This is a genomic window from Mycobacterium sp. NPDC004974, from assembly GCF_053600815.1.
Map to the genome: position 1 here is coordinate 16,001 of NZ_JBSGAQ010000002.1, position 23,636 is coordinate 39,636.

Consider the following 23,636-nt stretch of genomic DNA (forward strand, 5'->3'; position numbering starts at 1 on the left):
GTGGTTACCCGTGAACCGCTGGCCGGGAGACTCCAGCGCTGCCGCATCGGCGATCACACCTTAATATCGCCGGGTGACCACCCCCGGCGGCCTGCAGCGCAGGCTCGGGACAACTGACGCCGTCGTGATCGGCCTGGGGTCGATGGTGGGGGCCGGCATTTTCGCCGCGCTGGCCCCCGCGGCCGCCGCGGCCGGAAGCGCGCTGCTGATCGGCCTCGCCGTCGCGGCCGTCGTCGCCTACTGCAACGCCACATCATCGGCGCGACTCGCCGCGCGCTACCCGCAATCCGGCGGCACCTACGTATACGGGCGTGAACGCCTCGGCGAGTTCTGGGGTTACACGGCCGGGTGGAGTTTCATCGTCGGCAAGACCGCGTCGTGTGCGGCCATGGCGCTGACGGTCGGGATGTACGTGTGGCCGCAATGGGCCCACGCGGTGGCGGTGGCCGCGGTGGCGGCCCTGACCGCGGTGAACTACACCGGAATCCAGAAGACGGCATTGCTGACCCGCATCATCGTCGCGTGCGTGCTGGCGGTCCTGGCCGCGGTCGTGGTGATCATCGCCGGGTCCGGCGCCGCCGATTCCGCCCGCCTGGGGATCGGTGACGACGTCGGTGCCGGCGGTGTACTTCAGGCCGCGGGACTGCTGTTCTTCGCCTTCGCCGGATACGCCCGGATCGCCACCCTGGGTGAAGAGGTCCGCGACCCGGCCCGCACCATTCCGCGTGCGATCCCGATCGCCCTGGGTATCGCCCTGGTCATCTACGCCGTGGTGGCGGTCGCCGTGCTGTCGGTGCTCGGCGGATCCGGCCTTGCGTCCGCACCCGCACCGCTGGCCGATGCGGTCGCGGCGGCCGGCGCGCCGCAGTGGCAGCCGGTGGTACGTGCCGGGGCCGCGGTGGCGGCACTCGGCTCACTCCTGGCCCTGATCCTCGGCGTATCGCGCACCACCCTGGCGATGGCCCGCGATCATCACCTGCCCCACTGGCTGGCCGCCGTTCATCCCCGGTTCGCCGTCCCGCACCGGGCCGAGGTGCTGGTCGGCATCATGGTGGCAGTGCTGGCCGCGGTGGCGGATCTTCGTGGGGCGATAGGGTTTTCGTCGTTCGCGGTGCTGCTGTACTACGCCATCGCGAATGTGTCGGCGTGGACGCTGCGGACCGAGAACCGGTGGTCCCGCGTGGCGCCGGCCGTGGGCCTGATCGGCTGCCTGGTGCTGGCCTTCTCACTGCCCCCGACCTCGGTGCTCACCGGGCTTGTCGTGGTCGCCGTCGGGGTGGCGATCTACGCCGTCCGGTCATACACGACTCGAACCGGGCATAACTAGAGTGAATTTCAGGCGTGCTTCGCGGCGGGCACCTCGCCGAGCATGACCCCGCCGGCCTTCAGCCACGCACCGACGGTGCGCGGTGCGTCCCGGTTGGGGTTGTAGACGTCTTCCTCACTGGAGAACAAGTTGTCCCCGGCGTAGACGAGGCGGGTGACGTTGGGAAAGCCGAACTCACGCCCGGGCTCGGTCGGATGATCGAGGACATTCAGGATCTCCATCACGATCGCGCCGTTTTCCTCGTCATAGGCCACCCAGGTGTGTGGGAACCGCATGTGCGGGAACGGCGCCATCGTGGCGGTGATCCACTCCCTGACCGCCTCGCGGCCCTCGAAGACGCCGTAGGCGTGCTCGATGTAGGTGACGTCCTCGGTGAACAGGTCCGCGAACGGAGCCCAGTCGCCCGTCTTGGAGCAGACCTCGACGGTCCTGGTGTAGTGATCGAGCGCGCCGGCCAGCTCATCACGGGTGAATTTCGGCATGCTGAGCCTCTCTCCTAGAACTAGAATGAATTTCAATTTTGAGTGACGTTACAGCGCAAGTGGACTGTGTTCTAGTGTGAGTTCGCCATCGACAGGGAGAAGCAGCGTTGCCGAGGATCTGGGAACCACGCCCCGCAGCGGAGCCCAGTTCGGAGCTCCAGCAGGAGCGGCGTGAGGCGATAGTGCGCGCAGCCGCGGTGCTGGGCGCGCTGCGACCGGCCGAGCAGGTCCAGATGCAGGAGGTCGCGAAGTCGGCAGGGGTGGCGCTGGGCACGCTGTACCGGTACTTCCCATCCAAGACGCACCTGTTCCTTGCCGTGATGGCCGACCGGGTCGAGGGGATGCAGGACGGCATCCATCGCCGGTCCACCCCATCGGGAACGGCGGCCGACCGGGTCTTCGACGTACTGGAGCGGGCCACCCGCACGATGCTGCGCCAACCCCACCTGAGCGCCGCCATGCTCAACTCCCTCAACACCGCCGATGGGGCGGTGGTCGCCGAGGTGGGTAGGATCGACCAGCTGGTGCGCACCATGCTCTTGGACGCCTCCGGCGTGAACGACCCGAGCCCACAACAGATCTCATTGGTGCGCCTCGTCCAACAAACCTGGCACGGGATCCTGCAGTCCAGCCTGAACGGGCGCATGTCCGTCACCGAGGCGCAGGACAGCCTCAAGACGGCCTGCGCGCTTCTGCTCGCGCCGCTCTGAGCGGACCTCAGGCCGAACGGTTACGGAATGCTTCGACGGCAGTCGGCAGGGTCGGAAAGATCCGGTCGGTGCCGATCCGGTCGAGAAAGCCCGCGGCCACCAGATCGTCGCGCAGATCCGCCTTCACCCGGGCCATTGCGAACACGATGCCCCGGGCGGTCAGCTCCCGGCGCAACTGTTCCAGCGCGTCGACCGCGGTCAGGTCAGGATCGACGTTGGCCTCGGCGCTGTAGATGAACCATTCGACCTTGCCGGGGGCGTTCTCGAGCACGGCCAACGCACGCTCCCGGAAATCCTCGGCGTTGGCGAAGAACAGCGGGGCGTCGTAGCGGTAGACGACCAGCCCCGGAACCACCTGGGCGTCCGGATAGTCGTCGACGTCATGCATCCCGGCGACCCCGGGGACATAGCCGAGGACACTGTCGTGCGGGCGGGCGATCCGCCGCAGCGCGTCCATGAGCGACAGGGCGATCGCCACCAGCACTCCGTAGAGCACACCGAGGCCCAGCACCGCGACCGTGGTGGCCACCGCCAGGAACAGCTCGCTGCGCCGGAAGCGTGCCAGCCGCCGGAACTCTGCCACGTCGATCAGCCGTAGGGCCGCGTAGACGACGAGTGCACCCAGCGCGGCCATCGGGAAGTGCTCCAGCAGGTCACGGCCGGCCAGCATGACCAACAGAACCGTCGCCAGCATCACCAACGAGTACAGCTGCGTGCGGCTGCCCACGGTGTCGCCCAGTGCAGTACGACTTCCGCTGGAACTGACCGGAAAGCCTTGCGTGACACCGGTCGTCAGGTTGCACACACCCAATGCCCGCAGTTCGGCGTTGGCGTCGATGGTCTCTCCCTTGCGCGCCGCGAAGGTGCGGGCAGTCAGGGCGTTGTCGGAGAACGCGACAACCGCTATGCCGACCGCCGGGATCACCAGAGCCACCAGCTCCGTCATCGCGACCGGTGGAAGGGCGGGTTTCGGCAGCCCGGCCGGGATGCCGCCGACCACCCGAATACCCTTGTCATCCAAGGAGAACAGCCACACCACAGCGGTCGCCGCCAGCACCGCGACCAGCGGGCCGGGGAACCGCGGCGAGATCCGGTACAGCACCAGCAGCAGCACCAGAACCGTGGCCGACAGCACGACCGTTGGTACGTGCACCGATTCGAGGCCGCTGACGAAAGAGCGGATCTGATCGACGAACTCGTCGCCGGTGACCTCGATGCCGCTGATCTTGCCGAGTTGGCCGCTGATCATGATGACGGCCACCCCGGTCATGTAGCCGACCAGGACCGGGCGCGACAGCAGGTCGGCCAGGAACCCGAGCCGACACAGACCGGCCACCAAGCAGATCGCTCCCACCAGCAGTGCCAGCACCGCCGACATCGCGGCGTAGCGCGCCGGGTCGCCGATGACCAGTGGAGCCAGCGCCGTGGCCGTCATCAGGGCCGTGGTGGATTCCGGCCCGACCGACAGTTGGCGTGAAGAACCCAGTAGCGCGTAGACCGCCATCGGGACCAGCGCGGCCCACAACCCCGCGACCGGCGGCAGGCCGGCCACGGTCGCATAGGCCATCACCTGCGGCACCAGGTACGCCGCGACCGTCACCCCGGCCAGCACGTCGCCGCGCAGCCAGGACCGCCGGTAGCCGGTGAACTGTTCCAGTCCGGGGACCCAACGCGCCAGGTTCGGTTTCATCACGATTGATTGTTGCCGCAGTCCGCGTGCGCGGCAGCCGATCATGGTGTGTAGTCACATGCGTGATTCCGCTGAGTTGGAAGTACGTCGAGACCCGCAACGATGACGACTTCGTCGTCAACCCCGGGGAACGGCTCAATTGGTCGAGCACCATCGGTATCGGGGCCCAGCATGTGGTGGCCATGTTCGGCGCCACGTTCCTGGTCCCGGTGCTCACCGGTTTTCCGCCCGCGACCACGCTGTTGTTCTCCGGGATCGGCACCGTCCTGTTCTTGATCATCACCGGCAACCGGTTGCCGAGTTACCTGGGGTCGAGTTTCTCCGTGATCGCCCCGGTGACCGCGGCGGTGGCATCGCACGGAACCGGAAGTGCACTCGGCGGTTTGATCGCCGTCGGGGTGTTGTTGATCCTCATCGGCGCGGTGGTGCACCTCGTCGGTACCCACTGGATCGACGTCGCACTGCCGCCGGTGGTGACCGGGGCGATCGTCGCGCTGATCGGCTTCAACCTCGCTCCGGCCGCCAAGTCCAACTTCGAGAAGGGCCCCTTGGTCGGAATCGTGACGTTGGTGTTGCTGGTCGCCACGCTGGCCTTCTTCAAGGGCTTGATCGGCAGGCTGGCGATCTTCGGCGCGGTGCTGATCGGGTATCTGCTGGCGCTGGCCCTGGGCGACGTGGACACCGCGGCGATCGCGGCGGCACCGTGGCTGGGGCTGCCCGAGTTCCACACCCCGAGTTTCAACCTCGCGGTTCTGCCGCTGTTCCTACCCGCGGTGATCGCATTGGTCGCCGAGAACATCGGGCACGTCAAGTCGGTGGGGCAGATGACCGGGACCGACCTCGATCCGATGATCGGCCGCGCACTGGCCGCCGACGGTGTGGCCACCGTACTGGCGGGTGCCGGTGGCGGCTCGGCCACCACCACCTACGCCGAGAACATCGGGGTGATGGCCGCCACCCGGGTCTACTCGACCGCGGCCTACTGGGTAGCCGCCGCGGTGGCGATCGCATTGTCGTTGTGCCCCAAGGTCGGAGCGGCGATCTCGGCGATCCCTCCTGGCGTGCTCGGCGGGGCGACCATCGTGCTCTACGGCCTGGTCGGCATCCTGGGCGTGCGGATCTGGCTGACCAACCACGTGGACTTCTCCAAGCCGGTCAACCAGATGACCGCCGCCATTCCGCTGATCATCGGGATCGCCGATTTCACCTGGCAGCTCGGTTCTCTGACGTTCACCGGCATCGCGCTCGGCTCCATCGCCGCGCTACTGGTCTTTCACGGCATGAGGTTGTTGGAATACCTGGGGAACCTGGCGCAACCTACTCGCCAAGAGCGTTGACCACACGGCTGAACACCGAGGGCAGCGCCGCCGACGCCGGGGTGATGCAGGCCCGCACCGGACCGAAACCGCTGCCGTGCAACAGGGCTGCGGTGAGCAACCGGTAGCGGCGGGTCAGCGCGCGCCACTGCCGGTCGTAGTCACCGGGGCGGTCCGCGCGTACACACCCCACGAGGAGTTCGGCCGCACCGAAGGCCAGGCCCATCCCCTCGCCGGTGAGGGCGTCGACGTAGCCTGCCGCGTCGCCGACCAACAGCACCCGGCCCGCGCTCCGGTTACGGACCTTCTGCCGCAACGGTCCCGCGGCGCGGTCGTGGCCGTGCTCAAGCCCGTGAATCCGCTCGGCCAGCAACGGGAATGCCGCCAGGTGCTCGTCGAAGCCGCCGCGCGCCGAGGTCAGGATCGCCACCCCGACACAGTTCTCCCCGACCGGCGTCACGTACGCCTCGGCGTCAGGGCCCCAGTACACCTCGACACAGTCCGACCACGGCGCGATCAGGATGTGGCGCCGAATTCCCCAGCGGCGTCGCCTGCCCTCACCGCCGCTCAATCCGAGCGCGCGGCGGATCGGTGAATGCAGGCCGTCGGCGGCCGCCAGGTAGCGGGCCCGAAAACCGGCCGCGCTCACCGACGTCGAGTCCTGGGTCACCGGGCCCACCTCACCCTGGACCACCCGGACCCCGGCTTCGGCCGCGGCCTCAGACAGTGCGGCATGCAGAACCGTACGACGCACTCCGCGGCCGGCGCCGTCGCGGAACCTGGCCTCAGCGATGCGGTGGCCGTCCAGATAGCGGATGCCCCGAAAGGTTCGGCCCTCGGGTTGAGCGCCCAGGCGTTGCAACTGCCGGACCGAGTGCGGCATCAGGCCCTCACCGCAGGCCTTGTCGATCGGGCCCTGGCGGCGTTCCACCACCACGGCCTCCAGCCCGGCACGCGCTGCGTGCACTGCGGTGGCGAGCCCGGCCGGGCCGCCACCTGCGACGAGCAAATCGATCACGTCAAACCTTGCAGTGCTTCGTTTTCCACGCGGATCCGGGCTCGCAGTAGCGCGGCGTTGGCCACCGTGAACACCAGGGCGGTGATCCACGCGCCGCCGGCCAACGGCAGTGCGGCCCCCTCGGTGACCACGGCCACGTAGTTCGGGTGCGGCAGCACGCGGTACGGACCGTCGACGACGCGCGTTGCGCCCGGCACCACCACGACCCTGGTGTTCCACTGCCTGCCCAACGTGGTGATGCACCACCACCGCAGCGCCTGGGCGACGAGTACCACCATCACCATGATGCGGCCGAGCACCGGTGCCGGGCGGCGGCGACGTGCCTCCACCACCGCGCCCACCAGTAGCGCGCTGTGCAGCGCCACCATCACCGGATAGTGGCCGGCCCCGAATTCCTTGCCGCCCTGGGCGATGCTCCACTTCAGGTTGCGTTTGGACACCACCAGTTCGAGGACCCGCTCGACGGCGACGAGGGTGATCAGCGCGGTGTATCTCTTGGCCGTCATCAGCGCCAACGCAGCAGGACGAGCTCCGAGCAGAACCCCGGCCCCATCGCCATCATCACCCCGGGTGTGTCCGATTCCGGCCGTTTACAGATGGTTTCACGTAGCACGTGCAGCACCGAGGATGACGACAGATTGCCGACGTCGGCGAGCGACTGCCAGGTGAGATCCAGTGCGTCCTCAGGTAATCCGAGGGTTTCTATGATCGCCTCGATCACCTTCGGCCCACCGGGATGGCTCACCCAGGCGGAGACATCGTCGACGGATAGACCGTGATCGCCGAGGAACCCGGTGACGTCATCACCCAGGTAGCGCCCCACGAAGCCCGGGACTTCGGCGCTCAGTACGATCTCGAAGCCATCGGAGCCGATGTCCCAGCCCATGGCGTGCAACGAGTCTGGGTACAGATGACTGCGGGAGTCCAGCACATCGGGTCCGGTCGGGTTGAGCCTACGGGCGCGTTGTTCACCGACCGCGACCACCGCGGCGGCTCCGTCGCCGAACAGTGCACCGGCCACCAGCGTCGGCATCGAGGGATTGTGTTTGCGGGTCAGCGAACACAATTCAACCGACACCAGGACCGCCACCTTGTCGGGCGCGCCCCGCAGGTAGTCGTTGAGCCGCGCGATACCGGCGGCACCGGCCACACACCCCAATCCGAAGATCGGGATGCGGCGTACGTCGGGCCGCAGGCCCAGCCGTCCGGCGATGCGCGCGTCCAGGGACGGGACCGCGGCGCCGGTGACAGTCGTGGTGACGATCAGGTCGACGTCCTGCGGGCGCAGGCCGGCCTCATCCAGTGCCCCGGACAGCGCGGCGCAGCCCAGCTCGGTCGCATGCTCGATGAACAGGCTGTTGCTCTCACCGAAATCATCGAGATTCGCATATTTCTCGAGCGGCAGGACCAGATACCTGCTGTTCACTTTCGCGCTCTTGTGCAGGGCCCGCACCACGTCCTCGACCTCGGCGTATCCCGGCAGGTCCAGCAGGGCGCTGGTGACCTCGTCCTGGGTATACCGATATGGAGGCAGGACGGCATGGACGCCGGCAATCGTGCTGCGGCTGGGCATTCTCGCGACGTTAATTCCCATACCCGTACCACGGGGGCCTACGGTCGCCGGTTCAACGCTCCCTCGACCAATCCGGGTTCAGCCGCGGTGACGCTTGTCACGTGCCGGCACACCATTGGGGCCCTCGATCGACCGGGCGTACGTGCCGACGGTGAACGCGATCGCCGATCCCATGATCCCGAGCGCGCGGGCATCGACGTTGTCGATCGTGTCGCGGGCCGTGTGATTGTTGGGATCGAACGCCACCCCGGCCCGTCCGCCCCACAGCCTGGCCTGCACCTCGGTCTTGCGTTGCGACGCCCCGGTGGTCGTGCCGCCGATGGGCACACCGGCCTGCAGGAACGGGTGATAGTCGGTGTTGGCGCTGATCGGCATGTCCGCGGGCCGCGCCCCGGCCAGGTTGAGGTAACCGGCCATGGTCCTTTCGATACCGGCCGATCCTTCGGGGATCGGCTTGGGATCGGTGGCCTGGCCGGACTGGTCGCCGTCATAGGTGAAGAACCCGGCGTTGGGCGAGCCGACCATGTCGAAGTTCAGATACAGCGCGAGGTCGTCGAGCTGGTCCAGCGGGAGGTTCCGCACATACTGCGTCGACCCGTCCAACCCCATTTCCTCGGCGCCCCAGAACGCGAACCGCACCGCATTGCCCACTTTCGGCGAACTGCCCAGCTGCAGCGCGGTTTCCAGAACGGCCGCCACCCCCGAGCCGTTGTCGTTGATGCCCGGACCGCCGCCGACGCTGTCGAGGTGCGCACCCACCAGCACCACATCGGACCCCGACCCGGTCTTGGTCTGCGCGGTCACGTTGCGGGATTTGACCATCTCGGCCCTGCCGTCCAGGGTCAGGCGCACCGGGGCGCTCGTGCGTCGCAGCGCCGCGTCCGCGTTCTCGTCGATGACGCCGACCGGGACGGTGAGTTGTCGGTAGTAGCCGGTGGTGAACAACCCGCCGGGAGGGGGCTGGTGCCCGCTGTTGACCACCAGCAGGCCCACCGCGCCCTTGGCCAGCGCGGTGTTCTGTTTTGCCACAACCGAACACCCGGTGTCGTCGACGACCGCGATGGCACCGGTGATGTCGACCGACCCGTAGTCGGTGGCCGCACATCCGGACGGCTTGCCCGGGCGCAGCGTCGGAGCATTCAGCCCGCCGGGTGCCGTCGTCACCAGCATCGACGCCTGGTCCACCCGGTACACGGTCCCGGACACGCTCAGCGCGGGGTTACCCCCACGCATCGTGCCCATCCGCTCGAACTCCGGCGTCTGTACATCAAAGCCTTTGTCCCGCAGAACTTCTGCTACATAGTCGACACTGGCGTCGTACCCGGGGCTGCCGACCGCCCGGTTTCCGTCATGACTGTCGGCGATCTCCTGGAGCTTGCGCAGGTGGGTGAACATGGCGTCGACCGTGATCTTGCCCGCCAGTTCCTGCGGCTCGACGGCCTTCGGCGATGACTGCGTCGAGCATCCCGCCAGTGCGGCACCGAGCAATATGACAGCGAGTCGACGTCCCGTCACTGCGCGGTGATCTGGTGCCGCGTACGGTCCGAGCGAACCGGTAAACCGTTGCGGCCCCGCTGATCTTGGGCATACAACCCCACAGCGAATGCGACTCCCTCACCATGTATCTGCAATGCGTCCCGGTTCACGTGGTCAAGGGTATCGGTGTTCTTGTGATAGTTCGGGTCGAACGGTTGATCCACCTCGCCGGTCCACAATTTGGCCTCTTCGGCGTTCATCTTGTCCTCGGCACCGGAGAACAATCCGCCGGAGGGAATGCCCGCCATGGTGAACCCGTCGTAGTCGGACCGACCGTCAAAACTGGTGTCGCGCGGCGTCTTTCCGGCATTTTGCAGATAGGACGCCAGGGTGCGCTCGATTCCCGCCGAACCCTCGGGGACCCGGGGGCGGCCCTGCTCCTCCAGAGGTGCGGACTGGTCGCCGTCGTAGGTGAAGTAGCCCGCGTTGGGCGAGCCGAGCATGTCGAAGTTCAGGTACATGGCAATGTCCTTGAGGGCTTCGGTGTCCAGGGATTCGACATAGTTGGTCGAACCGAGCAGACCTTCTTCCTCGGCTCCCCAGAACCCGAACCGCACCGCGTTGGCCACCTCTGGCGAATCGCCCAACTGCAGAGCGGTTTCCAGCACGGCGGCCACGCCGGAACCGTTGTCGTTGATGCCGGGGCCTTCGGGAACGCTGTCGAGATGGGCGCCGACCATGACCACGTCGGAGGTCGATCCGGTCTTGGTCTGGGCGATGACGTTGCGCGTGTGCTCGGTGCGCACGCCGGCGACGAGCTTGATCGTGGTAGGTCCGGGCGCGTTGCGCAGCCGGGTGCCCTCATCCTTGGTCACGCTGACCACCGGGATCTTCACGTCGGTGTCGCGACCCAGCGTGCCGCCCATCTTCTCGTCGTTGTTGGTGTTGACGACGATCATCGCGACCGCGCCACGCTCGGCGGCTGCGGCCTGCTTGTCCGCGAAGGGGCATGAGCCGCGATCGACCAGCACCACCGCACCGGCAACCGGGAGCCCGTCGTAGTCGGCGGCCTCACACCCCGGGGTGTCCTCCACCTTGGCCGGTACCAGCGGCGCGGACACCCCCGCTTGGTCGGTACCGATGGTGAACTCCAGCGGCTTGGCGCTGACGGCCTGGCCGCCGACGGTGACCTGAGGGTCCTCGGCGAACGGGAGTTTCACCTCGAACTCCGGGGTTTCCACATCAAACCCCTTATCGCGCAGCGCGTTGGCCACGTAGTCGACACTCGCGTCGTACCCCGAGCTGCCCAGCGCCCGATTGCCCTTGTTGGCGTTGGCAATGTCCTGCAGCTTGCTCAGATGCCCCATCATGGCGTCGGCCGAGACCCGCCCACGCAACTGGTCGGCGACCTGCACCGCCGCCGGTGACGACTCCTGGGACTGCCGCCCGTCGGTCTGCAGTTCGGTCTTTGCATCACAGCCGGCCAGCCCCACGGTCAGCGCCAGCGCGCCCAGAACCGCCCCCGTCGAAGTACGTCGCATTGCACCCACGGTAGCGGCTCCCCCGAACTGCCTGGCGGATAAATCGGTTGCCTGGTGATTTGCTGTGCTGGCATGGTGTTCCCCGGCGCCGGCAGGGAGGCAGGCCGAGCGGGGTACCGCAACGTTTCTGCATGTTGCCGCGGCGTCATGGCACAGGTAAAGGGCCTGAGGTTCGAATCCTCTCCTACAACCCCGATACCGTCGCCGGGATCACGCAGTCGACGGCCTTGCGGCCCGCATCCGCCGTTATGGGGGTGTGACGCCCCGCCACCGATTGCGTCCGGCGGCGGTATCCCTTTGCCGCACAGACACATACACCGGAAGGAGGACACGACATGAGTATCTTCACGTTCAACCGAATCACTGTTTCCGCAGGCCAGTGCGCACTGGAGTACCGGGACGGCACGCTGGGTCGTGTCCTGCCCCCGGGCCGCCACCGCATTGATGTGGCGGCCTCGGTGGTGCGTGTCGAGATGCGTGAGCAGGTGCTGACGCTGGCCCCGCAGGAGGTGCTGACCTCGGATGCGGTGACGCTGCGTATCACCGTCGCACTGCAGTTCAAGGTCAGCGACGCCGTGGCCTACGTGGAGGCGGCGGCCGATCCGATGGCTGCGGTGTACCTGGCCGCGCAGATCGCACTGCGCGATCTCGTCGCGGCAGTGACCGCCGACGAGGTGATGCAGCGCGGCAATCGCATCGATGCCGGGGCGATCGCGGCGGCGGCCCGTGCTGCCGGTGCCCGTACCGGGGTCGAGGTGATCGACGCCTTCGTCAAGGACGTGATCATCCCGGCTGAGATCCGCGCCGCGGCCATGGCGCTGGTGACGGCCAAGGCCACCGGCGCGGCGAAGCTGGAAGCAGCCCGTGCCGAGACCGCGGCGCTGCGTGCGCTGGCCAACGCCGGCAAGCTGCTGGACGCCCACCCGGCGCTGGCTCAGCTGCAGCTGATCCAGCGGGTGCCGTACGGGTCGAAGGTGGTACTGGCCCTGGGCAGTAACGATGCGATCTCAACGGATGTGGCGTCTGACCCGGAGTAATTCCGGGTCAGGCGTCACGCCTGTTCAGCACCACCGCGGCAGCAATGAACGCCACCGCCACCCACACCAGGAAATAGAACAGCGAGCCCAGCTCGCTCCACGACGTGTAATAGGTCGGGAACAACCACTCGACCTCAAGGAACCGGAACATGTTGGCGAACGGCAGCCACGGTCCGACCTTGGGGCCGGAGTTGGGCATGTTCCCCAGCAGCGGCTCGGCCACCAGCGGCCACAGCAGCAGGACCGCCACCGCACCGGCTGAAAATCGCACCAGCGCGCCGACGGCCACCCCGAGCACCGCGGCCAGCGCGGCGTACAACGCGAACCCGCCGGCCACCCGCCAGGTCGCCGGATTGGCCACCGACAGTTGGGTACCGACCACCGGGTCGGCGGCCATCCGGGCCACCAGCACCGATGCCAGCACCATGATCACCGCACACACCGAGGAGAACGCCGCGCACACCACCGCTTTGGCGGTCAGCACCTGTGTCCGGTTGGGCGTGGCCAGCAAGGTGGTGCGGATCAGCCCGCTGCGGTATTCGCCGGTCATCGTCATCGAGGACAACACCATCAGCACGGGAACCCCGAACACCGCGACACCGAGCGCGGCCTTGGACGGGGGCAGCCCGGTGTAGTGGTTCACCGTCATGCCCTGTATCGCTGCCAGGCCGAGGCTGAGTACAGCCACCCCGACCGTCGACCACAGCGGGGAGCGGGTGGTGGACAGTTTGATGCGCTCGGCGTCGAACGCGGCCAGCGCGCTCACGCCTGAGCCGCCCGATAATCGACAGCGTCATCGGTGAGTTTCAGATATGCCTCCTCCAGCGAGGCCTGCCGCTGGCTCAGCTCGTGCAGGGTGATGGTGTTGCGCGCGGCGAGGTCACCGATCACCTCGATGGCCGCGCCGTGCACCGCCAGCGCATCGCCGTCGGCGGCGGCCTCCACCTCGAACCCGGCGTCGGTGAGGACCTCGCGCAGTGTCTCCAGTTGTGGTGTGCGCACCCGCACGATGTCGGCGGATGTCCCGCTGACGAATTCGCTCACCGTGGTCGAGGCGATCAACTTGCCCTGACCGATCACCACCAATCGATCGGCGGTGTTGGCCATTTCGGCCAGCAGGTGACTGGACACGAACACCGTGCGGCCCTCGGCGGCCAGACTGCGCATCAGGGTGCGCACCCAGTGGATGCCCTCGGGGTCCAGGCCGTTGACCGGTTCGTCGAACAGCAGCACCGGCGGATCACCCAGCAGCGCGGCGGCGATCCCCAGCCGCTGGCTCATGCCCAGCGACAGCGTCCCGGCGTTGCGGTCCCCCACCGACGTCAGCCCGACCATCTCGAGCACCTCGTCCACCCGGGCCGGCGCAATCCGGTTGGCTGCCGCGATCCAGCGCAGGTGGTTGCGGGCTGAGCGGTTCGGATGGGCCTGACGCGCGTCGAGCAGGGCGCCGACCGTGCGCAGCGGATCCCGCAATTCCCGGTACTTCTTGCCGTCGATGGTCGCGGACCCGGCGTTGGGATGGTCCAGTCCGAGGATCAGCCGCATCGTGGTGGTCTTGCCCGCACCGTTGGGCCCGAGGAATCCGGTCACCACACCTGGTTCGACGGTGAACGTCAGATCGTCGACGGCGCGGTGGGTCCCGTAGAGCTTCGTCAGCCCGGCCAGTTCGATCATGGCTCCCATGGTGTCAGCGCCACCTCACGTGTCGGGGCCTGCCTGCGCCACCACCATATCGGCGACCGCCCGCATACCGGCGGCGTTCGGGTGCAGCGGGGCGGGCCGGCCCGGCCATGGCAAACCGGGCCGCGTGGTCCATGGCTGGGCCGACCAGGCATGGTGCGGCAAGCTGGCCTGCGCGGCGCGAACCCAACCGCAGCCAGTTTCGGCGGCAGCCTTTCCGGTGAGTCGTTCCAGCGTGGCCGCGACGTGTCGGCCGAGTTCCACGTCGGCCTCCGACAGCGGCGAGGCCGCGACGCCCTGCGGCGGTAGCAGCGTCAGGTAGTCCACGAACAGCACCCGGGCCGCAGGAGCGCGTTGCCGGATCTCACGCCCCACCGTCACCAGCGAGTCGGCCACCTGCGTCAACGCCGTCTCACGCGCGCCGGGATCCAGCAGGCCGCGAAGGAACGACCCCACCAGCGGCAGGGACCGGGTGAACCGCGGCAGCGCAGCCGCCATCAACTGGGGCACATAGCCGGCGTCATTGCCGCCGATCGTGACCGTGACCAGAACCTCAGACCCGTCGAGCGCGCCGATCTGCGGCGGCGCACCGTTCTGAGGCTCATGCAGTATGTGCGCGGTGGTGGCCCCCGAGTAGGTCACGTCCACCAGGTCGAGCCCGAGTCGGGCCGCCGCCAGATGCGAGTAGTTGCGTGCCGAGCGACCCGCCTGCCACGGGGCACCCGCAGCGGACGGTTTGATGCCCGGCCCGGCAGCCATCGAACTGCCCAGGGCGACATAGCGCTTCATAACACCGCTCCCCCGCATCGAGCCTGCGCCCAGATCGCGATTTTGTTCATTTTCACGATCTCAGCGCAGACTCGGCGCACTCACTGCCGCCTCGGCGCGAAATCACAGCGCCGGGCTCGACGCCTGTGCCCAGAACCGCTTCGGGATACGCCCCGCCTGACGCGCCAGGTATCCGGCGGTGACGGCAGCCGACATCGCGGCGGCCATGGTCGGCGGGTCGGAGGCACGGGTGACGGCCGTGGCCAACAGCACGGCGTCACAACCCAATTCCATCGCCATGGCAGCATCGGAGGCCGTGCCGATCCCGGCATCGAGCACCACCGGCACTCCGGCCTGCTCGACGATCATCTCGATGTTGTGCGGGTTGGAGATGCCCAGACCGGTGCCGATCGGTGAGCCCAGTGGCATCACCGCGGCACAGCCGGTGTCCTCCAGCCGGCGGGCCAGCACGGGGTCGTCGTTGGTGTAGGGCAGCACGATGAACCCGTCATCGACCAATTGCTCTGCGGCCTTGACCAATTCGATGGCGTCGGGCAACAACGTGCGCTCGTCGGCGATGACTTCGAGTTTGACCATGTCGGTGCCCAGCGCCTCGCGGGCCAGCTGCGCGGTCAGCACGGCCTCGGCGGCACCGCGACAGCCCGCGGTGTTCGGCAGTGCCGCGATGCCGAGCCGGTTGAGCAGGTCGAGCACCCCGGTACCGGTCTCGGCGTCCACCCGCCGCATCGCCACGGTCGTCAACTCTGTCCCCGAGGCCACCAGAGCCTCTTCCAGCACCGCCAGGTTCGGCGCGCCGCCGGTTCCCATGATCAGCCGGGAGCCGAACTCCCGGCCGCCGATCCGCAGAACTGAATCACCCACCCTGCACCGCCGTCACGACCTCCACCCGGGCTCCGTCGGACAGGGTCCGATCCCATTCCGAGCGGGGCAGCACCGTCCAGTCCAGCGCGACGGCGATGCCCTTCTCGGGGAAGCCCCGGGTTTCCAGCAGTCCCTCGACGGTGGTCTGCTCGTCCACCTCGAGGGTCTCGTTGTTGACCGTGATGGTGATCATTTCGCTCCCACGCCCACCTCGAGTTCAGCCGCGATCCGCTCAGCGGTCCACGGCGCCAACAGAAATCCGTTGCGGCCGTGTCCGACGGCCACCAGCGTGCGCTCGTCGACACGTTCGACGATCGGCAGGCCGTCCGGTGTCATGGGCCGCAGCCCGGCCGCCGTCTCGGCCAGTTCGTACTCGCCCAGCGCCGGCATCACGGCGCAGGCGTCCTCGAGCAGATCACGCACCCCGCTGACCACCGGCGCGGTGTCGCGGCCGTGCTCGTACTGGGTGGCGCCGACCACCACGCCGTCGGCACGCGGCACCAGGTACACCGGCCGCCCGTGCACGCGGGCCCGGATCACCCGCTGCGGCACCGGCATACAGCCCTTACGCCACCGCAGCCGCAGCACCTCGCCCTTCACCGGACGCACCGGGAGGCCCGGCAGGAGCTTCGGGGCGTCGATCCCGTTGGCGACCACCCGCACGTCCGCTTCGACATCGGCCAGATCCTCGACGGGCCCGGCCCAGCGCACGGCCAGTCGCTCGCAGTGCGCGGCCAGCCCGTCGACCACGGCGCGGTTGTCCACGGCGAGTTCGGTGGTGGCCCGGAACCCGTGCCGGATGCCTTGGGCCAGCAGGGGCTCCACGTCACGGGCAGCCGTGATCAGTTCGACGGGCTGCCCCTGGGCCGACAGCCATTCGGCGACGGTACGCAGGTCGGCCACGTCGGCCCGGTCGACGGCGACGACGAGTGACTCGCGCGCGGTGACCACCTCGGGCGCCAGCCCGTCGAGGAATCCCGAGTGCCACAGCTTCAGTGATTCCAGGCCGATCTGCAGTATCTGCTCCTCGCCCGGCCAGCCTTCGCTGTGCGGGGCCAGCATTCCGCCGGCCACCCACGACGCGCCGCGCTCACGCGTGCAGTGCAGCCGCACGGTCCAGCCGTCCAGCGCCGCCCGCCGTGCCACCGACAGCCCGATCACACCGCCGCCGATGACGGCAAGTGTTCGCGCCATACCTGCTCCCTTCGCCGGCATGACCCGGATCAGGTGTGACGGTCAGGGCCGGTCCGGATGCCCACTCTCAGCCCCTCGTCCCCGGGACTCCCGTATTGATTGCCAGTCCAGGGTACTCGGGCGGTACCGGCTACCGTCGCGGTGTGGAATCACCCGCCGACCGTCTGCAGCGCGCCACCCTCTACCTGTGCACCGATGCCCGCCGGGAGCGTGGTGACCTGGCCGAATTCGCCGATGCCGCGCTGGCCGGCGGGGTGGATCTGATCCAGCTACGCGACAAGGGTTCGGCCGGAGAGAAGCAGCTCGGCCCGCTGGAGGCCCGGCAGGAACTCGACGCGCTGGAGATCCTGGCCGACGCCGCCCGTCGCCACGGCGCACTGCTGGCGGTCAACGACCGCGCCGACATCGCCCTGGCTGCCGGGGCCGACGTGCTGCACCTGGGCCAGGACGATCTGCCGCTGGACGTCGCGCGCGGCATCATCGGCGAGCGTCCGGTGATCGGCCGCTCCACCCATGACGCCGGGCAGGCCGCGGCCGCGATCGATGAACAGGTGGACTACTTCTGCGTCGGGCCGTGCTGGCCCACCCCGACCAAACCCGGCCGGTCCGCACCCGGCCTGGACCTGGTGCGCTCGACGGCCGCGTTGAACCCGGCCAAGCCGTGGTTCGCGATCGGCGGGATCGATCAGCAGCGACTGCCCGAGGTGCTGGCCGCCGGCGCCCGGCGCATCGTGGTGGTCCGGGCGATCACCGCCGCCGAGGATCCCCGGGCGGCGGCCGCGGAACTGAAGGCTGCGCTCGCGCGGGCCTAGTGATGCCGGTTGTGCTCCAGCGGCAGGGACGCCGTCACCGCCCGCAGCTGCTGCCAGCTCGCGGCGAACCCGGGATGCAGCGGCAACTCGGCCACCTCGTCCTCGGCCACCCAGCGCAGCTCCGAACTCTCCCGGTTGGGGATGGTCTCCAGCGGCTCGGGCACGTCGGCGATCACCGTCGTATAGGACCAGTGCGTGCCGCCGATACCGGCCACCTCGGCCGTCACCACGGTGGTCCGCACGGTGAGCTGCTCGGCCGTCACCCCGGCTTCCTCGTGGGCTTCGCGGACCGCGGCCTGCTCGGCGGTCTCATGACTGTCGCGGGCACCGCCGGGCAACGCCCACGTTCCGCCCTGATGACTCCACGGGGCCCGGTGTTGCAGCAGCACCGCCGCCGATCCGCCCGGCCACGGTGCCCGCAGCAGCAGGCCGGCCGCACCGTGGCGCCCCCAGTACCGGGCGCCGTTGTCGGAGAACACCCAGCCGTCACCGTCGCCACGCACCCGTACAGGATAAGGAACGTCGCGAGTTTCGGTGGGTCCCAATTTCTCAGCGAGCCTAAGCGCGGCGCTCTTAGAATTTTTTTATAGTGGTGGGACGCCCCGTTTGTACCGAAACTAAATGAGGTCCGTGCGCAGGTGACTGTGGAGTTGGCACATCCCTCGACCGAACCACTCGCGTCCCGGTCGCCGACCACTCCTGCCCACCCGCGCTGGTGGTTTCTGTGGACCACTCCCGGGCGCATCCTGACGATCGGGCTCGTGTTGTCGGCCCTCGTGCTCGCCAGCGCGTTCGCGACGTCCACCACGATCAACGACCGCCAGCAGGCGTTGACCACGGTGCTCGACCACACCGAGCCGCTGGCGTTCGCGGCCGGCCAGCTCTACACCACGCTGTCGGTGGCCGACGCCGCCGCTGCCACGGCCTTCATCGCCGGAGCCGAACCCCGCGACGTGCGCCAGCGGTACGAGCAGGCCATCACCGACGCCTCGGTGGCGGTGACGCGGGCATCGAGTGGGTTGACCGACGAAGCGCTGGTGCAGCTGCTCGGCCGGATCAACGCACGGCTCGCCGTCTACACGGGCCTGGTGGAGACCGCACGGACCAACAACCGGGCCGGCAACCCGGTGGGTTCGTCGTATCTGTCGGAAGCCTCGGCGCTGATGCAGTCGCAGATCCTGCCCGACGCGCAACGCCTGTACGAGGAGACCTCGGCGCGGGTGGACGCTGAGACGACGGCCTCCACCCGGATCCCGACCGCGGTGATGTTGGTGGTGCTGGCCACGTTGATGTTCGGCGCGTTCGCCAACCGCTGGCTGGCCCGCCGGACCCGGCGACGGGTGAACATCGGTTTCGTGGCGGGCGGCATGGCCGTGCTGATCATGCTGATCTGGGTGACCACAGCTCTGGTGATCTCGACGTCGGACAGCCGCAACGCCAAGGACACCGCCGCCGAATCCCTCAAGACCGTGACCAACCTCGCCATCACCGCCCAGCAAGCCCGGGCCGACGAGACGCTGGCCCTGATCCGGCGCGGCGACGAGAACCTGCGCAAGCAGTCCTACTACCAGCGCATCGAGGCCATGCAGCAACAGCTCGCGCAGTATCTGGCCCGTGACACCCGCATCGACAAGAGCGATCTGACGGGTGCCGAAGACCTGCTCACCAAGTGGCGTGCGGCCGATGACCGGATCAACGCCTACATCGCGGTGGGCAATTATCAGGCCGCGACGCAGGTGGCGCTGGGCACCGGCGAGGACGATTCCACCTCGGCCTTCGACAAGCTCGACGACGCGTTGTCCAAGGGCATCGAGCAGAGCCGCAGCCAGTTGCGCAACGACATCGCCAATGCCCGCCGGGTGCTGTCCGGCGCGACCGTGGGTGCCGCCCTGCTCAGCGTGGCCGCGGCGTTGGCGGTGGCGCTGGGCCTGTGGCCTCGACTGAGTGAGTACCGCTGATGAGGAAGATGAAGAAGACGTTGGCCGTCCTGACCGCGGCCCTGGCGGTCGCCGGGTGCAGTCAGAGCGCGCCGGCCCTGACGTTGCCGACGATGACGCTGGCGCCGCCCAGCCCCGCCGGCATGCAGGAACTCGCCCCCCAACCGGTGCGGGTGCCGGAGCCCGAGACCGACCAGTGCAACCGCACCGCGAGTCTGCGGCCGTTCAGCAATCAGGCCGACGCCGACGCGGCAGTGGCCAAGATCCGCGACCGCGGACGGCTGGTCGTCGGCCTGGACATCGGCAGCAACCTGTTCTCCTTCCGGGATCCGATCACCGGTCAGATCAACGGGTTCGACGTGGACATCGCCGGGGAGGTCGCGCGCGACATCTTCGGCACGCCGTCACAGGTCGAGTACCGCATCCTGTCCTCGGCCGACCGCATCACCGCCCTGCAGAACAATCAGGTCGACATCGTGGTCAAGACCATGACGATCACCTGCGAGCGCCGCAAGGAGGTGAACTTCTCCACGGTGTATTTCATGGCCCACCAACGCATCCTGGCCGCGCGTGACTCCAACATCTCGCAGGCCTCCGACCTCTCGGGCAAGCGGGTGTGCGTGGTGGACGGCACCACGTCGCTCAAACGGATCCAGCAGATCAGCCCGTCACCGATCATCGTCTCGGTGGTGACCTGGGCCGACTGCCTGGTGGCGCTGCAGCAGCGCCAGGCCGACGCGGTCAGCACCGACGATTCGATCCTGGCCGGGCTGGTGGCGCAGGATCCGTACCTGCACATCGTCGGCCCGAGCCTCAATGAAGAGCCCTACGGCATCGGGTTGAACCTGGAGAACACGCCGCTGGTCCGGGTCGTCAATGCGACGCTGGAGCGCATCCGCCGCGACGGCACCTGGAACACGTTGTACCGCAAGTGGTTGACGGTCCTGGGTCCGGCGCCCTCTCCCCCGGTCGCGAGGTATGTCGACTGATGAAGAAGCCCGACGACACTGAGCTCCCCGAAACCCCCGACACCGCGGGCGGTCCCGGGACACAGCCGGCGAGCCTGGAAGACCTCGACATGGATTCGCAGTCGACCATGCGGCCCATGGCGACCCAGGCGGTTTTCCGCCCGGAGTTCGACGATTCCGACGACGGTACGTTCGGCGGCGGCGATACCGAACCGCAGAACCTCGCCACGATCGCCACCCGGATACTCTCGCCGATCCGCAGGCTGGGCGGCGGGCTGGTCGAGATCGCGCGGGTGCCCGAGCGGGATCCGTTGACGGCGTTGATGACCAACCCGGTGGTGGCCGAGCAGAAGCGGTTCTGCTGGAACTGCGGCAAGCCGGTCGGCAGGTCCTCGTCCGACGGGCACGCTCTGTCGGAGGGCTGGTGCCCGCACTGCGGCAGCGCGTACTCGTTCCTGCCGCAGCTGTCCCCGGGCGAGATCGTCGCCGACCAGTACGAGATCAAGGGCTGCATCGCCCACGGTGGATTGGGCTGGGTGTACCTGGCCTTCGACCACAACGTGAACGAACGTCCGGTCGTGCTCAAAGGCCTGGTGCATTCCGGTGACGCCGAGGCCCAGGTGATCGCGATGGCCGAGCGGCAGTTCCTGGCAGAGGTGACGCACCCGGGAATCGTGAAGATCTACAACTTCGTCGAACACGATGACAAGCACGGCAACCCGGTCGGCTACATCGTGATGGAGTACGTCGGCGGAACATCGCTCAAACAGGCCAGGGGCACCCGACTTCCGGTCGCCGAGGCGATCGGCTACATGCTCGAGATCCTGCCCGCGCTGGGCTATCTGCATTCGATCGGGCTGGCCTACAACGACCTCAAGCCCGAGAACATCATGATCACCGAGGAACAGCTCAAGCTGATCGACCTCGGTGCGGTATCGAAGCTCAACTCCTACGGATACCTGTACGGCACACCGGGATTCCAGGCGCCCGAGATCGTGCGCACCGGGCCGACGGTGGCCACCGACATCTACACCGTGGGACGCACGCTGGCGGCGCTGACCATGAACCTGCGGACCCGGCGGGGCCGCTACGTCCTGGGGCTGCCGTCCGAGGATCCGGTGCTCGACACCTACGATTCCTTCGGCCGGTTCCTGCGCCGCGCCATCGATCCCGATCCGCGGCGGCGGTTCCGCAGCGCCGAGGAGATGTCGTCGCAGCTGCTCGGTGTGCTGCGTGAGGTGGTGGCGGCCGACACCGGGATCCCCCGCCCCGGTCTGTCGACCGTGTTCAGCCCGTCCCGGTCGACTTTCGGAGTCGATCTGCTGGTCGCCCACACCGATGTTTATGTTGACGGGCAGGTGCATTCGGAGAAGCTGACGGCGCAGGAGATCGTGCGGGCGCTGCCCGTACCCCTGGTTGATCGCACCGATGTCGGGGCCCCGATGCTGGTTGCCAGCGTGCTCAGCCAACCCGTTCATACCCTGGACCAGTTGCGCGCGGCGCGGCACGGCGCCATCGACTCCGAAGGTGTGGACCTGTCCGAATCGGTCGAGCTGCCGCTGATGGAGGCGCGCGCCCTGCTCGATCTGGGTGACGTCGCCAAGGCCACCCGCAAGCTCGACGACCTGGCCACCTGGGCCGGCTGGCGCTGGCAACTGGTCTGGTTCCGCGCGGTGGCCGAGATGCTGTCGGCCGACTATGACTCGGCGACAAAGCATTTCACCGAGGTGCTGGACACGCTGCCCGGGGAGCTGGCGCCCAAACTGGCGTTGGCGGCGACGGCCGAGCTGGCCGGCACCGCCGACGAGCTCAAGTTCTACAACACGGTGTGGAGCACCGACAACGGCGTGATCTCGGCCGGTTTCGGATTGGCCCGCGCCGAGTCGGTTGCCGGAACACGGGACAAGGCGGTCGAAACCCTCGACGAAGTTCCGCCCACCTCGCGGCATTTCACCACAGCCCGGCTGACCAGCGCGGTCACCCTCCTGTCCGGCCGGTCCACCGGCGAGATCACCGAACAGAACATCCGCGATGCGGCCCGACGCGTGGAGGCACTTCCCGATTCGGAGCCGCGCGTGCTGCAGATCAGGGCGTTGGTACTGGGCACCGCGATGGACTGGCTGGCCGACAACTCGGCGAGCAGCAATCACATCCTGGGATTCCCGTTCACCGAGCACGGTCTCAAGCTGGGCGTTGAGGCGTCACTGCGTGCGCTGGCCCGGGTCGCCCCAACGCAGTCGCACCGCTACGCACTGATCGACCTGGCCAACAGTGTGCGGCCGATGAGCACGTTCTGAGTTCCTCAGCGGTGATAGCGGTCCCGCAGTTGCGGGTCGGATTCCCACCAGAGTGCGGAAGCGCCGGTAGCGCGCTGCTCCTCGACTCCGGCGTCGATCTCGGCGTCCACCTCGGCGGCGCGCCTGCGCTCATGCGAGCCCAGCGCCCGCATCAACACCATGATGAACGGGATGCCCAGCACATCGCCCAGAATCCACAGCACGCCGGCGCCCAGCGTCTGGTCGTCGCGCAGGGAGGGCCCCCAATCCCGGTGCAGCGCAGAGTAATAGTCGTAGGCGATCAGCGGCCCCAGCCACAGCACCAGACCGAGGACGCCGTCGCCCAGACCCTCGGCGACGCTGATACCGATGGACAGCAGGGGCGAGTACCGCCGCGGAACGGGATCCGACTGCAAACGGGTGTAGAAGTAACAGAAACCTATGGCGGACAACGCGATGTTGGTCAGATCCGCGATCACCGGGTTGACCAGCGAGGCGACGTACCACGGAGTCAGGTAGAGCAGCCACGGCGTCGCCAGCATCAGCACCGACGTCACCGGCGGTGACAGCACCACCCGGGCGACCCGCGACCCGAGCATCGCGTCGAGTCGCGCGCGGGCATTCGGGCTCGAGGCCTCGCGAACAGCGGTCACCGGCTGGCCCAGCGCCAGCAGGAACGGCACCACGTACAGCAACAGCAGCACCTGCAGTGCCCGCACCCAGAACAAGACCGGGGCGTACACCGCAGCGGGACCCTGGGTGGCCAGCAGCCACCACACCAGGCCGGCGCCGAAGCACCAGGCCTGGAGCCGCCCCGCACCAGCGATGCCCCGGGCGCGCCGATGGCACAGGTAGTAGCCCACCCCGATAACGAGGATCAGCAGGAGAGCCGCCCCAGACACAGCGTGAACGTACGCCGCGAACCTGGCAGCATTCCGCCAGGTCATTG

General features: G+C 68.2%; 23 protein-coding genes and 1 riboswitch. Of the genes, 8 read left to right on the forward strand and 15 right to left on the reverse strand.

Features of this window, described 5'->3' with window-relative positions; all coding sequences use genetic code 11:
* The first annotated feature begins 73 nt into the window (after positions 1-73).
* Entirely contained in the window at positions 74-1,327 is a 1,254-nt protein-coding gene (locus tag ACWEFV_RS05050; RefSeq protein ID WP_450069290.1) for an APC family permease, read from the forward strand.
* A gap of 8 nt (positions 1,328-1,335) precedes the next feature.
* On the opposite strand, the gene ACWEFV_RS05055 is transcribed toward ACWEFV_RS05050, so the two are convergent.
* Positions 1,336-1,809 (reverse strand): nuclear transport factor 2 family protein, encoded by a 474-nt coding sequence (locus tag ACWEFV_RS05055; protein WP_450069291.1) that lies wholly within the window; start codon positions 1,807-1,809, stop codon positions 1,336-1,338.
* A gap of 107 nt (positions 1,810-1,916) precedes the next feature.
* Between ACWEFV_RS05055 and ACWEFV_RS05060 the strand changes: the two genes are divergently transcribed.
* A complete protein-coding gene (locus tag ACWEFV_RS05060) occupies positions 1,917-2,519 on the forward strand; it encodes a TetR family transcriptional regulator (RefSeq protein ID WP_450069292.1) in 603 nt (200 codons plus the stop codon).
* 7 nt (positions 2,520-2,526) lie between these two features.
* On the opposite strand, the gene ACWEFV_RS05065 is transcribed toward ACWEFV_RS05060, so the two are convergent.
* A complete protein-coding gene (locus ACWEFV_RS05065; RefSeq protein WP_450069293.1) occupies positions 2,527-4,209 on the reverse strand; it encodes a SulP family inorganic anion transporter in 1,683 nt (560 codons plus the stop codon).
* Between the two features lie 62 nt (positions 4,210-4,271).
* On the opposite strand from ACWEFV_RS05065, the gene ACWEFV_RS05070 reads away from it, so the two are divergent.
* Positions 4,272-5,546, forward strand: coding sequence for a uracil-xanthine permease family protein (locus ACWEFV_RS05070; protein WP_450069294.1), 1,275 nt, complete (start codon positions 4,272-4,274; stop codon positions 5,544-5,546).
* Here the strand turns inward: ACWEFV_RS05070 and ACWEFV_RS05075 are convergent.
* From ACWEFV_RS05075 to ACWEFV_RS05095, 5 genes are all read right to left on the reverse strand, one after another.
* Entirely contained in the window at positions 5,527-6,543 is a 1,017-nt protein-coding gene (locus ACWEFV_RS05075; protein WP_450069295.1) for an NAD(P)/FAD-dependent oxidoreductase, read from the reverse strand. The genes ACWEFV_RS05070 and ACWEFV_RS05075 overlap by 20 nt on opposite strands.
* Positions 6,540-7,049 carry an isoprenylcysteine carboxyl methyltransferase family protein gene (locus ACWEFV_RS05080; protein WP_450069296.1) on the reverse strand — a complete coding sequence of 170 codons (510 nt, stop codon included), beginning with the start codon at positions 7,047-7,049 and terminating at the stop codon, positions 6,540-6,542. Before ACWEFV_RS05080 ends, ACWEFV_RS05075 begins: the two co-directional genes overlap by 4 nt.
* On the reverse strand, positions 7,049-8,116 hold the full coding sequence (locus ACWEFV_RS05085) for a type III polyketide synthase (protein ID WP_450069297.1): 1,068 nt from the start codon (positions 8,114-8,116) through the stop codon (positions 7,049-7,051). The genes ACWEFV_RS05080 and ACWEFV_RS05085 overlap by 1 nt, the downstream gene beginning before the upstream one ends.
* A 78-nt stretch (positions 8,117-8,194) precedes the next feature.
* Positions 8,195-9,631, reverse strand: a complete 1,437-nt coding sequence (locus ACWEFV_RS05090) for a M28 family metallopeptidase (RefSeq protein WP_450069298.1) — start codon at positions 9,629-9,631, stop codon at positions 8,195-8,197.
* Positions 9,628-11,133: a M28 family metallopeptidase gene (locus tag ACWEFV_RS05095; RefSeq protein ID WP_450069299.1), complete on the reverse strand. Its 1,506-nt coding sequence runs from the start codon at positions 11,131-11,133 to the stop codon at positions 9,628-9,630. The genes ACWEFV_RS05090 and ACWEFV_RS05095 overlap by 4 nt, the downstream gene beginning before the upstream one ends.
* 335 nt (positions 11,134-11,468) lie before the next feature.
* Here ACWEFV_RS05095 and ACWEFV_RS05100 point away from each other — a divergent pair, with 335 nt between their 5' ends.
* Positions 11,469-12,170 carry a slipin family protein gene (locus ACWEFV_RS05100; RefSeq protein WP_450069300.1) on the forward strand — a complete coding sequence of 234 codons (702 nt, stop codon included), beginning with the start codon at positions 11,469-11,471 and terminating at the stop codon, positions 12,168-12,170.
* Positions 12,171-12,177: 7 nt separating this feature from the next.
* Here the strand turns inward: ACWEFV_RS05100 and ACWEFV_RS05105 are convergent, their stop codons facing one another.
* The 6 genes from ACWEFV_RS05105 to thiO all read right to left on the reverse strand — a co-directional run bounded on the left by ACWEFV_RS05105 (position 12,178) and on the right by thiO (position 16,694).
* Positions 12,178-12,936 carry an ABC transporter permease subunit gene (locus ACWEFV_RS05105; RefSeq protein ID WP_135452160.1) on the reverse strand — a complete coding sequence of 253 codons (759 nt, stop codon included), beginning with the start codon at positions 12,934-12,936 and terminating at the stop codon, positions 12,178-12,180.
* Positions 12,933-13,844 carry an ATP-binding cassette domain-containing protein gene (locus ACWEFV_RS05110; RefSeq protein ID WP_450069736.1) on the reverse strand — a complete coding sequence of 304 codons (912 nt, stop codon included), beginning with the start codon at positions 13,842-13,844 and terminating at the stop codon, positions 12,933-12,935. The genes ACWEFV_RS05105 and ACWEFV_RS05110 overlap by 4 nt, the downstream gene beginning before the upstream one ends.
* Before the next feature lie 24 nt (positions 13,845-13,868).
* Positions 13,869-14,639 (reverse strand): SGNH/GDSL hydrolase family protein, encoded by a 771-nt coding sequence (locus ACWEFV_RS05115; protein WP_450069301.1) that lies wholly within the window; start codon positions 14,637-14,639, stop codon positions 13,869-13,871.
* A 102-nt stretch (positions 14,640-14,741) separates the two neighbouring features.
* Positions 14,742-15,500 carry a thiazole synthase gene (thiG, locus tag ACWEFV_RS05120; protein ID WP_135452154.1) on the reverse strand — a complete coding sequence of 253 codons (759 nt, stop codon included), beginning with the start codon at positions 15,498-15,500 and terminating at the stop codon, positions 14,742-14,744.
* Positions 15,493-15,693: a sulfur carrier protein ThiS gene (gene thiS, locus ACWEFV_RS05125; RefSeq protein WP_135452152.1), complete on the reverse strand. Its 201-nt coding sequence runs from the start codon at positions 15,691-15,693 to the stop codon at positions 15,493-15,495. The genes thiG and thiS overlap by 8 nt, the downstream gene beginning before the upstream one ends.
* Positions 15,690-16,694 carry a glycine oxidase ThiO gene (thiO, locus tag ACWEFV_RS05130; protein ID WP_450069302.1) on the reverse strand — a complete coding sequence of 335 codons (1,005 nt, stop codon included), beginning with the start codon at positions 16,692-16,694 and terminating at the stop codon, positions 15,690-15,692. The genes thiS and thiO overlap by 4 nt, the downstream gene beginning before the upstream one ends.
* Positions 16,684-16,798, reverse strand: a riboswitch (TPP riboswitch). (Overlaps the previous gene by 11 nt.)
* Before the next feature lie 39 nt (positions 16,799-16,837).
* Between thiO and thiE the strand changes: the two genes are divergently transcribed.
* The gene (thiE, locus tag ACWEFV_RS05135; RefSeq protein WP_450069303.1) at positions 16,838-17,506 is read left to right on the forward strand and encodes a thiamine phosphate synthase; all 669 of its coding nucleotides are present in this window, start codon (positions 16,838-16,840) and stop codon (positions 17,504-17,506) included.
* Here thiE and ACWEFV_RS05140 read toward each other — a convergent pair.
* Positions 17,503-18,009: an NUDIX hydrolase gene (locus ACWEFV_RS05140; RefSeq protein WP_167857704.1), complete on the reverse strand. Its 507-nt coding sequence runs from the start codon at positions 18,007-18,009 to the stop codon at positions 17,503-17,505. The two genes, thiE and ACWEFV_RS05140, sit on opposite strands and share 4 nt — an antisense overlap.
* Before the next feature lie 135 nt (positions 18,010-18,144).
* Between ACWEFV_RS05140 and glnX the strand changes: the two genes are divergently transcribed.
* The 3 genes from glnX to ACWEFV_RS05155 are packed head-to-tail and all read left to right on the forward strand — an operon-like array spanning position 18,145 to position 22,708.
* The gene (glnX, locus tag ACWEFV_RS05145; protein ID WP_135452146.1) at positions 18,145-19,464 is read left to right on the forward strand and encodes a protein kinase G-activating protein GlnX; all 1,320 of its coding nucleotides are present in this window, start codon (positions 18,145-18,147) and stop codon (positions 19,462-19,464) included.
* Complete coding sequence (locus ACWEFV_RS05150; RefSeq protein ID WP_135452144.1) at positions 19,464-20,432, forward strand: glutamate ABC transporter substrate-binding protein; 969 nt, start codon at positions 19,464-19,466, stop codon at positions 20,430-20,432. Before glnX ends, ACWEFV_RS05150 begins: the two co-directional genes overlap by 1 nt.
* Positions 20,432-22,708 carry a serine/threonine-protein kinase PknG gene (locus ACWEFV_RS05155; protein ID WP_135452143.1) on the forward strand — a complete coding sequence of 759 codons (2,277 nt, stop codon included), beginning with the start codon at positions 20,432-20,434 and terminating at the stop codon, positions 22,706-22,708. Before ACWEFV_RS05150 ends, ACWEFV_RS05155 begins: the two co-directional genes overlap by 1 nt.
* A gap of 5 nt (positions 22,709-22,713) precedes the next feature.
* Here ACWEFV_RS05155 and ACWEFV_RS05160 read toward each other — a convergent pair whose 3' ends face one another.
* Complete coding sequence (locus ACWEFV_RS05160; protein WP_450069304.1) at positions 22,714-23,634, reverse strand: cytochrome c oxidase assembly protein; 921 nt, start codon at positions 23,632-23,634, stop codon at positions 22,714-22,716.
* Positions 23,635-23,636: the final 2 nt, after the last annotated feature.

Bases quoted from the DNA above. Each gene is read 5' to 3' on its own strand.
- ACWEFV_RS05055 (WP_450069291.1), bottom strand. From the start codon at position 1,809: ATGCCGAAATTCACCCGTGATGAGCTGGCCGGCGCGCTCGATCACTAC.
- ACWEFV_RS05065 (WP_450069293.1), bottom strand. From the start codon at position 4,209: ATGAAACCGAACCTGGCGCGTTGGGTCCCCGGACTGGAACAGTTCACC.
- ACWEFV_RS05080 (WP_450069296.1), bottom strand. From the start codon at position 7,049: ATGACGGCCAAGAGATACACCGCGCTGATCACCCTCGTCGCCGTCGAG.
- ACWEFV_RS05085 (WP_450069297.1), bottom strand. From the start codon at position 8,116: ATGCCCAGCCGCAGCACGATTGCCGGCGTCCATGCCGTCCTGCCTCCA.
- ACWEFV_RS05095 (WP_450069299.1), bottom strand. From the start codon at position 11,133: ATGCGACGTACTTCGACGGGGGCGGTTCTGGGCGCGCTGGCGCTGACC.
- ACWEFV_RS05100 (WP_450069300.1), top strand. From the start codon at position 11,469: ATGAGTATCTTCACGTTCAACCGAATCACTGTTTCCGCAGGCCAGTGC.
- ACWEFV_RS05110 (WP_450069736.1), bottom strand. From the start codon at position 13,844: ATGATCGAACTGGCCGGGCTGACGAAGCTCTACGGGACCCACCGCGCC.
- ACWEFV_RS05115 (WP_450069301.1), bottom strand. From the start codon at position 14,639: ATGAAGCGCTATGTCGCCCTGGGCAGTTCGATGGCTGCCGGGCCGGGC.
- thiS (WP_135452152.1), bottom strand. From the start codon at position 15,693: ATGATCACCATCACGGTCAACAACGAGACCCTCGAGGTGGACGAGCAG.
- thiO (WP_450069302.1), bottom strand. From the start codon at position 16,694: ATGGCGCGAACACTTGCCGTCATCGGCGGCGGTGTGATCGGGCTGTCG.
- ACWEFV_RS05150 (WP_135452144.1), top strand. From the start codon at position 19,464: ATGAGGAAGATGAAGAAGACGTTGGCCGTCCTGACCGCGGCCCTGGCG.
- ACWEFV_RS05155 (WP_135452143.1), top strand. From the start codon at position 20,432: ATGAAGAAGCCCGACGACACTGAGCTCCCCGAAACCCCCGACACCGCG.
- ACWEFV_RS05160 (WP_450069304.1), bottom strand. From the start codon at position 23,634: ATGACCTGGCGGAATGCTGCCAGGTTCGCGGCGTACGTTCACGCTGTG.